Here is a 12146-nt window from a genome sequence, read left to right on the forward strand (position 1 = left end):
CCCCCCCCCCCCCCCCCCCCCCCCCCCCCCCCCCCCCCCCCCCCCCCCCCCCCCCCCCCCCCCCCCCCCCCCCCCCCCCCCCCCCCCCCCCCCCCCCCCCCCCCCCCCCCCGGGCCCGGACCTTTTGGGCGGTGGTGGACGAGGGCAACGTCGACGCAGATGTCGCAAGCGGGCGGTCGGCACCGGATCAGCGGCGCAGCCACGCCAGGGCGACCCCTACGCTCGCGAGCGCGCGCCCGCTCTTGATGTTCGACCCGAAGCAGGAAAACGCCACGGCCCGTCCCGTGCACAGGGGGTGTGCGGAGAGCCGGCCATGGATGGCCGGCGCCCGGCCGCTGGGAGCAGGACGCGGAGACGGCCGGCGCAGCACACCCCCTGTGTGCGGGACGGGCAGCGCGGGCTACAACGGAGAAATGCACCGGACGTGCAGCGCGGACTACAACGGAGAAATGCACGGGACGGGCAGCGCGGACCAGGACGGAGCAGCTCCCGGCGCAACAACGCCCCAACTGTCACGTCAACACGCGAAGCATCGACAAAAGAGCCAGCCACTCCGGGGGCCGGCCTCCCCTCAATCGGGGAGAAGAACCAAAAGAAAGGGGCCCGGCGAACCGGGCCCCTCCATGTCACCTTGCGACCTGTATCAGCGGCGCGCGGTGTAGTTCACCGTGATGGTCTCCGAGCACTCGTCGGTGCCCGCGTTGCAGACCTGGTAGGTCGCCGAGCCGGGGCCCGTCGATTCCGCGGTGAAGGTGTGCACGAACGCACCGGTGTTGGTCGAAGTGGCCACTACTTCGCCATCAAACAGCACGTCGACCTGCTCGCCCTCGCCGCCGGTCCACGCCAGCGGCACGCGGATGCGCTGGCCACGCAGCGGGAAGACCTGGCGAGCCATGAGGTCCGTCGGAGCGACGCCCGGGCCTCCCTCGATGTCGAAGCTGGCGGTCAGCGAAAGACCCGTGGTCGACTCGTAGCCATCGATGCGGATGAACCACTCGCCCGCGGCGGGTGCCTCGATCAGGCACTCCTCGATGCTGCCGTACAGGTACGGGCGGCAGTCATAGAGCGTGTTGGTGGGTTCCGCGCCGTGCCTGACGTAGAGGTCGGTGTCGCCGTTGGGACCATCCATCAACACTTCGAGGTTGGTGGCACCTTCCGGCACGTCGATGAAGTAGAACACGTCCTCGCCGGCATCCACGCTGATGCCCGTCACGGGAACGCCGTTTTCCAGCTCGGTGGGCGGATCCACCTCGACCGGCGTGTCGTCGTACGTGCCCATCACGGAATAGCCGTTGGACGCGCTGTAGGACACGACCCTGACGTGCCATTCGCCCCCTTCGGGCGCGGTGAACTCGCATGTTTCGGCGACGGTGCCACCCGTCCACGGACGGCAGTCGTACAGCGAGTTGGTCGGCGCCGCGCCGTAGCGGACGTAGATGTCCGAGTCACCGGTCGCCCCGGTACCGGGGGTCAGGTTGAAGACCACCGAGCCCATGCCCTCCGGCACGTCGAGCTTGAAGAACTTCTCGTTGCCCGCACCCATCGAACCCAGTTCGACGGGGACCTCGTTCACGAGGTCGGTCGGCGGCGGCGGGGCCGGCGGCGGCGGCGGGTCTGCGGGGAGCTCTTCAGCGCCCGATGCCACTGCAACCGCGCGGCCGGCGTCGATCAGGCTGGCGCACCAGCGCGAGCTGTCGTCGCAGTCGGTCACCAGGCCGTTGGCGGCATAGCCGGTGTTGCGCAGGATGGCCTTGACTTCGTCCGGCGGCAGCGCCTCGCCCGCTGCGTCCATCATCAGCGCGGCCGTGCCGGCCACGTGCGGAGTCGCCATGGACGTGCCGGCGTACCAGGCATAGGCGTCGTCTTCCTGGACGGTCAGGCCGCTGTTCAGCGTCGACAGGACCTGGTCCTCGTTGGGCATGGCGCCGCTGCCGGCCGGAGCCGCGACGCTGATGCCCGCGCCGAAGTTGGTCGCGGCATAGCGCGTGTTGTCCGGACCCGTGCCCGCGACCACGATCACGCCGTCGCAGCCCGCCGGAGAGTAATTGGCGATGTCCGAGCTCGAGTTGCCCGCCGCCACGACCACGGAGGTGCCGTTCTCGACGGCGATATCGATCGCGTCCTGCATGTCGGTCGGACATGCGACCGAGCCGCCCAGGCTGAGGTTGATGACGTGCGCCGGGGTCGCGTTGTCGGGAACGCCCGGGACGCTGCCGCCCGAGGCCCAGACGATGGCGTCGTTGATGTCCTCGAAGCTGCCGCCGGCGTTGCCCAGGACGCGGACGTGCTGGACCTTGGCACCGTGGGCAACGCCCGCGACACCAAGGCCGTTGTCGGTCAGTGCGGCGATGGTGCCGGCCACGTGGGTGCCGTGCCAGCTGCTGTCGTACTTGCTGTCCCAGTCGCCTTCGTCGTTCGGATCCGCGTCGCGGGCATCGTTGTCACGCGCGTTGGCGGGGTCGGAAATGAAGTCATAGCCTGCGATGAACTGGCCATCCAGGTCGGCGTGCTCGACCTGTCCCGTATCGAGCACCGCGACGATGTAGCCGGTGCCGTCGACGGTATCCCAGGCTTCGGTGGCATTGATGCCCATGCCGCCGTCCTGGTAATGCCACTGCTGTGCGAACAGCGGGTCGTTCGGCTCGAACATGCGGTACATGCGGCCGTTGGGCTCGACGGCGCGGATCGCGGGATTGTTCCTCAGCGCGGCTTCGAGCTGCTTGCGTTCGACGACGTCGATCGTGCGCGCGGTGCGGATGATCTGCGCACCGGTGCCGGTAGTGCGCTCGATCGCGATGCGGGTACCGAGCAGCTTGCCGACGGTATCGAGCTGGCGCTGAAGGTCGGCCGCGGGCTTTGCGCCCTTCTGGAAGCTGACGATGAAAGAGTCGTATGCGGTGTCCGCCGGCGCCTTCAGGTTGGCCCCGTAGGGATGGCCGGGCTTGGCGAACAGAGGAGCCTTCACGGCGCTCTTCTGGGTCTGTGCCGGCTTGCTCGCCGCCGGCTTCTTGAGTGCCGCGTACGACGGCCCCGCGACGAGGGCGGCGGTGATCGCCACCGCGAGCGCGGTTGTTGTGGTGTTCCAAGTCGTGCTTGTCATTTTGTTCCTCTCTCCTTTCGTCGATCCGGCGCAGCTATGGCGTCGGCCCCATCCACGCAGTGGCTGTTGCTACTTCAGTGGAAGCTGTTCGCGCGTCCGCGGCGCGACCAGGGGTCGACGGCCTGCGGACGGGCGGAATTCGGATATGGATGCGCCGTGGCGCGGATGCGCGGTGCCGGGGGGGGGCAGGCACGAAGCCGGTCGGGACGGACGGGCGGCGCGGGCGCGATGCGGCACGCTCTTGCGCCGGTCATCCTGGGCGCTGGCGTGGCCTTGCGCCGCTTGATTGCTGCAGGTGGAACCATGCACGTACAGAGGCTCTCCGTGAAAAGAGACGATTCGACCCTCTGCGCGCGGATGTCCGCAACGCAACAGGTGCCTGATGCTGTCCTTGCAGCGGACGGTCCCCTGTGACCCGTCCGACCGTTTGAACCTACCGGAAGCGGGGGGCGATGCGCAACCGTATAACTCCCATTCACCCTGGTTTGACCCGAAAGCCCGGTTCCAATTACAATTCCGCTCCTGTCTACCCCAAGGGTGGCAGGCGACCACAATAACTACATAGGAAGCTTGGTCATGTATGCAGTCCTGGTAACAGGCGGAAAGCAGTACCGCGTGATGAAGGGCGAGACGCTCCGCGTCGAGCTGCTGGACGTCGAAGCAGGCAATGAGATCACGTTCGACAACGTGCTCATGCTTGGCGACGGCGAGGGTATCAAGGTCGGCGACGCGCTCAATGGGGCAACCGTCACCGCCACCGTCAAGGCCCACGGCCGCGCCGACAAGGTGCGCATCGTGAAGTTCCGCCGCCGCAAGCACCATCGCAAGCAGATGGGCCACCGGCAGCACTACACCGAAATCGAGATCACCGGCATTGCCGGTGGCGACAAGAAGTAAGGAGACGCAGCCATGGCACATAAAAAGGGCGTAGGTTCCTCGCGCAACGGCCGCGATTCCAACCCGAAATACCTCGGCGTTAAGATCTATGGTGGCCAGGCGATCGATGCCGGCAACATCATCATCCGCCAGCGCGGCACGCAGTTCCATCCGGGCAACGGTGTCGGCCTCGGCCGCGACCACACCCTGTTCGCGCTGATCGATGGCAAGGTCGAGTTCACGACCAAGGGCCCGAAGAAGCGTCGTACCGTGAACGTGGTTGCCGAGGCCTGAGCTTGGCAGCACGCTCCGCGAAGGCCCCGCTCCGGCGGGGCTTTTCGTTTCCGGCGCACGCACCGGCGCCAGCTGAATTTCCGATCATCCGCCGCGGCTTCAGGGCCCGGTCCCGCCACAGCCTGGATCCATCGCCATGAAACTCGTCGACGAAGTCGAAATCACCGTCACCGCCGGCAATGGCGGCAATGGCTGCGTGGGCTTCCGTCGCGAGAAGTACATTCCGCTCGGCGGCCCGGACGGCGGCGATGGCGGCAACGGCGGCGATGTCTGGCTGGAAGCCACCCGCAACCTCAATACCCTGGTCGACTTCCGCCATCAGCGGGTGTTCCGCGCCCGCCGCGGCGAAGACGGCATGGGCCAGCAGCGCTACGGCAAGGGCGGCGAGGACACGGTCATCATGGTGCCGGTGGGCACCCAGGTGCTGAACATCGATACCGACGAGGTGATCGGCGACCTGGTCGGCGACGGCGATCGCCTGCTGGTCGCCCGCGGCGGCAAGGGCGGGCTTGGCAACATCCATTTCAAGACCTCGGTCAACCGTGCGCCGCGAAAGGCGACGTCGGGTGACGAGGGCGAACAGCGCGGGCTGCGCCTGGAGCTCAAGCTGCTCGCCGACGTCGGGCTGCTGGGCTTTCCGAACGCCGGCAAGTCGACCTTGATCCGCGCCGTGTCGGCGGCCACGCCGAAGGTGGCCGATTACCCGTTCACCACGCTCTACCCGAACCTCGGCGTGGTCAGCGTGGAGCCCGCGCGCAGCTTCGTGATCGCCGACATCCCCGGGCTGATCGAAGGCGCCGCCGACGGCGCCGGCCTGGGCGCGCTGTTCCTGCGCCACATCCAGCGCACCGGGCTGCTGCTGCACCTGGTGGAAGTCGAGCCGCTGGACGGCTCGGACGCCGCCGACCAGGTGCGCGCGATCGAGCACGAGCTGGAGAAGTTCGACGCCGGCCTGATGGCCAAGCCGCGCTGGCTGCTGTTCAACAAGGCCGACCTGCTGCCGCCGGAAGACGCCCGCGCCCATGCCGAGCGCGTGGTTGCCGAACTGGGCTGGAGCGCCCCCTGGTTCGTGGTGTCGGGTCTGGCCAGTGAAGGAACCCGCGAAGTCATGCTGCGCGTGCAGGCCTTCCTCGACGAACAGGCCCGCGATGCCGCGGATGCGGCAGATGCCGTCGGGCTTTGAGGCGGTGTATCCGCGTACGTCCGTGGCCAAGAATGCCTTTGTATCCGCCCACGCAAAAAGCCCGGCCAAAGCCGGGCTTTCGTTCACCGCGGTGCGGCCTGCCTCAGGCGGCGCTGGCCAGCGCCTTGATGCGGGCGGTCAGGCGGCTCTTGTGGCGGGCGGCCTTGTTCTTGTGGATCAGGCCACGCGCGCTGAAGCGGTCGAGCAGGGGCTGCGCGGAGGTGAAGGCCTCCTGGGCGCCGGCGGCGTCGTTGGCGTCGAGCGCCTTGAGCACTTTCTTGACGGCGGTGCGCAGCTGCGAACGCTGGCTGTTGTTGCGCAGGTTGCGCACGACAGCCTGCTTGGCGCGCTTCTTGGAAGACTTGATGTTGGCCACAATGGGATCCTGGGAACGGGTGTAAAGACGGAATTCGGGTCAAGCGAGCAGGAAATTATGGGGGAATCAGGGGCTTGCGTCAAGAATCCTTGCCAGATGGAGACGCGGTCGTGAACCGGGCAGGCCAGGACGGGTCGAAAGCCGCGGGCGGATCCCCTCCCGAAGCACCCGCGGGGCTGGATCCCGCCGCGTCGATGCCCGCAATGACCCCGGCCGGGGACGGCGCAGTGGCGGACGCGGACACGGGCCGCGGCCAGGGCCCGGACCCGGGAAAAAAGAGCCCGGGGCGCCGCGGCGGCGGCCTGCTGCGCTCCACCGCGGTGTTCAGCGCAATGACCCTGCTGTCGCGGATCGCGGGTTTCCTTCGCGACGCCCTGCAGTCGCGCGTGTTCGGCGTTTCGGTGGCGATGGACGCGTTCGTCATCGCTTACCGGATCCCGAACTACCTGCGCCGGATTTTCGCCGAAGGTTCGGTGCAGATGGCGTTCGTGCCGGTATTCAACGAGCTGCGCGAGCGCAAGGACCCGCGGGAGCTGAAGGCGTTCCTGGATGCCATGGCCGGCGCACTGCTGGCGGTGGTGCTGGTGTTCGCGGCGGCCGGAATGCTTGCGGCGCCGCTGGTGGCCGCCGTGTTCGCACCGGGCGCCGTCGACGAGCCCGGGAAACTGGGGCTGATCGCCGACATGTTGCGCATCACCTTCCCTTACCTGGTGTTCATTTCGCTGATGGCGCTGGTCGCGTCCGTGCTCAACAGCTTCGGCCGCTTCGCGCTGCCGGCGGTGACGCCGGTGCTGCACAACCTGGTGATGATCGTGGCGATCGTCTGGGTGTCGCGCTACTTCGCGCAGCCGGTGATGGCACTGGCCTGGGGCGTGCTGGTGGCCGGCATCCTGCAGTTGGCGCTGCTGTGGCCGGCCCTGGGCAGGCTCGGCCTGCGCCCGCGCTTCCGGCCTGGCTTCCGCCACCCGGATGTGCGCCGGGTGGCCCGGCTGATGGTGCCGACGTTGTTCTCCTCGTCGGTGGCGCAGCTCAACTTGCTGGTGGGCACCGTGTTCGCGTCCCTGCTGGTCACCGGCAGCCAGACCTGGCTGTACCTGTCCGACCGCCTGGTCGAGTTTCCGCTGGGCCTGTTCGGCGTGGCCATCGGCACCGTGATCCTGCCGCACCTGTCGCGGCGCCACGCCGCCGAAGACAGCGAGGGCTACGGAGCTGCGCTGGACTGGGCGCTGCGCATGGCACTCCTCGGCGGCGTGCCGGCGGCCATCGGCCTGCTGCTGCTGGCCGAGCCGCTGACCGCGGTGGTTTACCAGGGCGGCCGCTTCACCCCGCACGACACCCGCATGGCCGCGCTCAGCCTCTCGGCGATGAGCATCGGCATCCCGGCATTCATGCTGACCAAGGTGCTGGCGCCGGCGTTCTTCGCCCGCCAGGACACAAAGACTCCGATGCGCGCGGCGATCATCACCGTCATTGCCAACGTGCTGATGACCATCGCCTTCACCACCCCGCTGTGGCTCTGGGACATTCAGGGCGCGCACGGTGGGATCGCTCTGGCCACCGGCCTGGCGGGGATCCTCAATGCCTGGCTGCTGTGGCGCTATGTCAGGCGCGCCGGCCTGGTGCGCCTGCAGCCGGGCTGGGGGCGGTTCTGGCTGCGCCTGGTCGCGGCCTGCGCGGCGATGGCAGCCGTGGTCCTGGGGCTTCGTGGATGGGTGGGTGACTGGACCGCGATCGAAAGCCTGGTGCTGCGCGCGCTGTGGCTGCTGGCGGTGGTTGCCGGTGGTGGGCTGGCCTACGCCGTTACGCTGCTGGCACTGGGCCTGCGGCCGCGGCATCTGCGCCACTGAGCATGGGCGCTCGGCGGCGTCGGTATACTTGCCGACCGACTGCGGTCGGGCGCGCTGCCGCTGTTGGCGGCGCCAAACCATCCTGGATCCCATGAAGCAGCTGTTCCGCGACGTCGACGGCGGGCCCCTGTGCCCCGAAGGCAGCGTGGCCTGCATCGGCGCCTTCGACGGCCTGCACCTCGGCCATCGCGCGCTGGTGGGGCACGCGACGGAGCGCGCGCGGGCGCTGGGTCTTCCGCTGGCCACGCTGAGCTTCGAGCCCCTGCCGCGCGAGTTCTTCGCGCCGGACGCACCGCCGCCGCGCCTGATGCTGCCGCGCGCACGCGCCGAGGGCCTGTTCGCGCTCGGTGCCGACCTGGTGGGGCTGCTGCGCTTCAACCGCGCGTTCGCGGCGATGTCGCCCGACGGGTTCGCCGAACGCGTGCTGGCGCGACGCCTGCGCGCGCGCGAAGTCTGGGTCGGTCCCGGTTTCCGCTACGGCAACCGCCGCGCGGGTGACCTGGGCACGCTGCAGGCCGCGGGCGAGCGGCTCGGCTTCAGCGCGGGCGAGATCGCGCCGGTCATGCTCGATGGCGGACGCGTGTCGAGCACGCGCATCCGGGCGGCGCTGGTCGCAGGGGATTTCACCACCGCCGCGCGCCTGCTCGGCCATGCCTATGCCATCGGCGGGCGCGTGGTGCGCGGCCGCCAGCTCGGGCGCACGCTCGGCTTCCCCACGGCGAACCTGCGCTTCCGCGGCAAGGTGCCGGCGCTGCAGGGCATCTACGCCACCCGCGTGCACGGCGTTGGCGACGCGCCCTGGCCTTCGGTGTCGAGCTTCGGCACCCGGCCCACGGTGGACGGCATCGAGCCGCTGCTGGAAGCCCACCTGTTCGATTTCGACGGCGACCTGTACGGTCGCCGCATCGAGGTGGAGTTCGTGGCGCGCCTGCGCGACGAAGAGAAATACCCCGACCTGCCGACCCTGGTCGCGCAGATGGACCGCGATGCCGCACAGGCCCGCGAAATTCTGATGCATACCCCGCAGCGAGCGACCGCGTGACCGACGACAGCCAGCGCTACAAATCCACCATCCTCCTGCCCGAGACCGCGTTCCCGATGCGCGGCGACCTGCCCAAGCGGGAGCCGGCCACGCTGGCGCGCTGGGAGGCGGAAGGGCTGTATGCCCGCCTGCGCGAACGGGCCGCGGGCCGGCCGCGCTTCGTCCTGCACGACGGCCCGCCGTATGCGAACGGCGCCATCCACCTGGGCCACGCGGTCAACAAGATCCTCAAGGACATCATCGTCCGCTCGAAGACGGTCGCCGGTTTCGACGCGCCCTATGTGCCGGGCTGGGACTGCCACGGCCTGCCGATCGAAATCGCGATCGAGAAGAAGCACGGCCGGGTGGGCGTGAAGCTCGACGCAGCGGCGTTCCGCCAGGCCTGCCGCGAGTACGCGCTGGCGCAGGTCGAGCTGCAGAAGGCCGACTTCAAGCGCTTGGGCGTGCTTGGCGATTGGGACGATCCCTATCTCTCGCTGGACCCGACGTACGAGGCCAACGAGATGCGCGCGTTGGCGAAGGTGATCGACCACGGCCACCTGGTGCGCGGCGCGAAGCCGGTGTACTGGTGCTTCGACTGCGGCTCGGCGCTGGCCGAGGCCGAGATCGAATACCAGGACAAGGTGTCGCCCGCGGTCGACGTGGCCTATCCGGCGCGTGATGCGGACGCGGTGGCGCGTGCCTTCGGCGCCGTGCTGCCCGATGGCGTCGAACTTGCGCTCCCCATCTGGACCACCACGCCGTGGACGCTGCCGGCGTCGCTGGCGGTGTCGCTCGGCGCGGACATCGAATACGCGCTGGTCGAGGGACCAGCGCACGGCGGGCGTGGCCGCTGGCTCGTCGTGGCCGCCTCGCTGGCGACGAAGGTCCTGGCACGCTACGGCGTCGAAGGCGAGGCCCTGGTCCACGGCCATGCCCGGGGCGCCGCGCTGGAAGGCCTGCTGTTCGCGCATCCGTTCTACGCCGAACGCGATATCCCGGTGATCCTGGGCGACCACGTGACCGACGACGACGGCACCGGTGCGGTGCACACCGCTCCGGGCCACGGCCAGGAGGACTTCGCGGCCGCGCGCGCGTACGGCATCGTCGACCGCTACACCGCCGCGCAGATGAACCCCGTCGACGGACGCGGCGTGTACCTGCCGTCGACGCCCGCGGCCAACGGCGCGGAGCTGGCGGGCACGCACATCTGGAAGGCCAACGACGCCATCGTCGAGGTGCTGCGCGCCAGTGGTGCGCTGCTGGCGCATTCCAGGATCGAGCACAGCTATCCGCACTGCTGGCGCCATCGCACGCCGGTCGCGTTCCGCGCCACGCCGCAGTGGTTCATTTCGATGGACAAGGCCGGCCTTCGCCGCGACGCACTGGCCGCGATCGAGGGCGTGGAGTGGTTCCCCGGCTGGGGCGAGGCGCGCATCGCCGGCATGGTCGCTGATCGCCCGGACTGGACGATCTCGCGCCAGCGCACCTGGGGCGTGCCGATCGCGCTGTTCGTGCACCGCGAGACCGGCGAGCCGCATCCGCGCTCCAGCGAGCTGATGCGCGCCGCCGCCGACCTGGTGGAGCAGGGCGGCATCGATGCCTGGTTCGCGCTTGATCCGGCGCAGCTGCTTGGCGACGAGGCCGCGCAGTACGACAAGGTCACCGACATCCTCGACGTCTGGTTCGATTCCGGCGTCACCCACGAATGCGTGCTGGCCGCGCGCGGCATCGGCAAGCCGGCCGACCTCTACCTGGAAGGCTCCGACCAGCATCGCGGCTGGTTCCAGTCGTCGCTGCTGACCGGCATCGCGATCGACGGCGCCGCACCTTACCGGCAGTGCCTGACCCACGGCTTCACCGTCGACGAGCACGGCCGCAAGATGTCGAAGTCGCTGGGCAACGGCATCGAACCGCAGGAAATCATGAAGACGCTCGGCGCCGACATCCTGCGCCTGTGGATCGCATCGGCCGACTACTCGAACGAGATGTCGCTGTCGAAGGAGATCCTCAAGCGCAACGCCGACGCCTACCGCCGCATCCGCAACACCGCGCGCTTCCTGCTCGGCAACCTGCACGGTTTCGACCCCGCGGTGGACGTGGTGGCGCCGGCCGACATGGTCGCGCTCGACCGCTGGATCGTGCATCGCGCCCACGGCGTGCAGCAGAAGATCGTCGATGCCTGTGCGCGCTACGACTTCGCCGAGGTGGTGCAGCTGCTGATGAACTTCTGCAGCGTCGATCTCGGTTCGCTGTACCTGGACGTCACCAAGGACCGGCTCTACACCATGCGCGAGGACTCGCGCGGCCGGCGCAGCGCACAGACTGCGATGTACCACGTCGCCGAGGCCTTCGTACGCTGGATCGCGCCAATCCTGTCGTTCACCGCCGACGAGATGTGGGGCTACCTGCCGGGCGAACGCGAAGGCAACGTGCTGTTCGCGACCTGGTACGAAGGCCTGGCTCCGTTGACCGACGACGCGCCGCTGTCGGCGCGCGAGTTCGACGACCTGCTGCGCCTGCGCGAGCACGTATCCAGGGTGCTTGAGCCGATGCGCGCCAGCGGCGCGATCGGTGCCGCGCTGGATGCCGAGATCACCCTGACCTGCGGCGTGGCCGACCAGAATCGCCTGTCGGGCCTGCTCGACGAGCTGCGCTTCTTCTTCATCAGCGGCGACGTGGCCCTGGTGGCCGATGACGACGCCGGCGAGGTTGTGGTTTCAGCGCTGCCTACCAGCAAGCCCAAGTGCGTGCGCTGCTGGCAGCGCCGCGGCGACGTCGGTACGGTCGAGGCGCATCCGCAGCTGTGCACGCGCTGCGTGTCGAACGTGGAAGGCCCGGGGGAGGACCGCCTGTGGTTCTGAGGCCGAAGCCCAACGCATTGCCGTGGCTGGTCGTTTCGCTCGTGGTGCTGGTGCTTGACCAGCTCAGCAAGCAGTGGGTGCTGACCAGCCTGCCGGAGTACACCGCGATCCCCGTGATCGAAGGCTTCTGGAACTGGTACCGCACCTACAACACCGGCGCCGCCTTCAGCTTCCTGTCCGACGCCGGCGGCTGGCAGAAGTGGTTCTTCACCGTGCTGGCCTTTGGCATCAGCGGCCTGCTGGCGGTGTGGCTGGCGCGCACGCCGCGCGCGGACTGGCGCACGGCGCTGCCGTTCGCGCTGGTGATCGGCGGCGCCATCGGCAACGTGATCGACCGGCTGGTCCACGGGCACGTCATCGACTTCATCCAGTGGCACTGGCGCGACCACTACTGGCCGGCGTTCAACATCGCCGACGCCGCCATCGTCGGCGGCGCCATCGGCATCGCCCTGTTCGGAATTTTCGCCCCGAAGAAGGCTGGAGCCCTGTAGGGCAGCTGTTTGTGGGAGCGGGGGGGGGGGGGGGGGGGGGGAGAGAACAGCGCAGAGACAGAAAACCCCCCAAAAAAAAAAGAGACGGCCCACA

9 protein-coding genes are annotated in these 12146 nt (G+C 69.0%); 7 read left to right on the forward strand and 2 right to left on the reverse strand.

Annotated features, from left to right (window positions below; all coding sequences use genetic code 11):
- Positions 1-643 precede the first annotated feature (643 nt).
- Positions 644-3100 carry a S8 family serine peptidase gene (locus tag WCD84_RS13995; protein ID WP_343281761.1) on the reverse strand — a complete coding sequence of 819 codons (2457 nt, stop codon included), beginning with the start codon at positions 3098-3100 and terminating at the stop codon, positions 644-646.
- Positions 3101-3676: 576 nt separating this feature from the next.
- Between WCD84_RS13995 and rplU the strand changes: the two genes are divergently transcribed.
- From rplU to cgtA, 3 genes are all read left to right on the forward strand, one after another.
- Positions 3677-3997 carry a 50S ribosomal protein L21 gene (rplU, locus tag WCD84_RS14000; protein WP_343253567.1) on the forward strand — a complete coding sequence of 107 codons (321 nt, stop codon included), beginning with the start codon at positions 3677-3679 and terminating at the stop codon, positions 3995-3997.
- A 12-nt stretch (positions 3998-4009) separates the two neighbouring features.
- Positions 4010-4270 carry a 50S ribosomal protein L27 gene (rpmA, locus tag WCD84_RS14005; protein WP_343253566.1) on the forward strand — a complete coding sequence of 87 codons (261 nt, stop codon included), beginning with the start codon at positions 4010-4012 and terminating at the stop codon, positions 4268-4270.
- Positions 4271-4406: 136 nt separating this feature from the next.
- On the forward strand, positions 4407-5453 hold the full coding sequence (gene cgtA, locus WCD84_RS14010) for an Obg family GTPase CgtA (protein WP_343281762.1): 1047 nt from the start codon (positions 4407-4409) through the stop codon (positions 5451-5453).
- Positions 5454-5556: 103 nt separating this feature from the next.
- On the opposite strand, the gene rpsT is transcribed toward cgtA, so the two are convergent.
- Positions 5557-5829, reverse strand: a complete 273-nt coding sequence (rpsT, locus tag WCD84_RS14015) for a 30S ribosomal protein S20 (RefSeq protein ID WP_343253564.1) — start codon at positions 5827-5829, stop codon at positions 5557-5559.
- 332 nt (positions 5830-6161) lie between these two features.
- On the opposite strand from rpsT, the gene murJ reads away from it, so the two are divergent.
- The 4 genes from murJ to lspA all read left to right on the forward strand — a co-directional run bounded on the left by murJ (position 6162) and on the right by lspA (position 12052).
- The gene (gene murJ, locus WCD84_RS14020) at positions 6162-7676 is read left to right on the forward strand and encodes a murein biosynthesis integral membrane protein MurJ (RefSeq protein WP_449280129.1); all 1515 of its coding nucleotides are present in this window, start codon (positions 6162-6164) and stop codon (positions 7674-7676) included.
- A gap of 91 nt (positions 7677-7767) precedes the next feature.
- Entirely contained in the window at positions 7768-8718 is a 951-nt protein-coding gene (locus tag WCD84_RS14025) for a bifunctional riboflavin kinase/FAD synthetase (RefSeq protein WP_343253562.1), read from the forward strand.
- Positions 8719-8774: 56 nt separating this feature from the next.
- Complete coding sequence (gene ileS / locus WCD84_RS14030; RefSeq protein ID WP_343281764.1) at positions 8775-11561, forward strand: isoleucine--tRNA ligase; 2787 nt, start codon at positions 8775-8777, stop codon at positions 11559-11561.
- Positions 11552-12052, forward strand: a complete 501-nt coding sequence (gene lspA / locus WCD84_RS14035) for a signal peptidase II (protein ID WP_343253561.1) — start codon at positions 11552-11554, stop codon at positions 12050-12052. The genes ileS and lspA overlap by 10 nt, the downstream gene beginning before the upstream one ends.
- The last annotated feature ends 94 nt before the right edge of the window (positions 12053-12146 follow it).

This window comes from Luteimonas changyuni (genome assembly GCF_039548395.1).
Taxonomy (GTDB): Bacteria; Pseudomonadota; Gammaproteobacteria; order Xanthomonadales; family Xanthomonadaceae; genus Luteimonas.

Coding starts and splice junctions, on each gene's coding strand:
- WCD84_RS13995 (WP_343281761.1), bottom strand. CDS start 3,100: ATGACAAGCACGACTTGGAACACCACAACAACCGCGCTCGCGGTGGCG.
- rplU (WP_343253567.1), top strand. CDS start 3,677: ATGTATGCAGTCCTGGTAACAGGCGGAAAGCAGTACCGCGTGATGAAG.
- rpmA (WP_343253566.1), top strand. CDS start 4,010: ATGGCACATAAAAAGGGCGTAGGTTCCTCGCGCAACGGCCGCGATTCC.
- cgtA (WP_343281762.1), top strand. CDS start 4,407: ATGAAACTCGTCGACGAAGTCGAAATCACCGTCACCGCCGGCAATGGC.
- murJ (WP_449280129.1), top strand. CDS start 6,162: ATGACCCTGCTGTCGCGGATCGCGGGTTTCCTTCGCGACGCCCTGCAG.
- WCD84_RS14025 (WP_343253562.1), top strand. CDS start 7,768: ATGAAGCAGCTGTTCCGCGACGTCGACGGCGGGCCCCTGTGCCCCGAA.
- ileS (WP_343281764.1), top strand. CDS start 8,775: ATGCGCGGCGACCTGCCCAAGCGGGAGCCGGCCACGCTGGCGCGCTGG.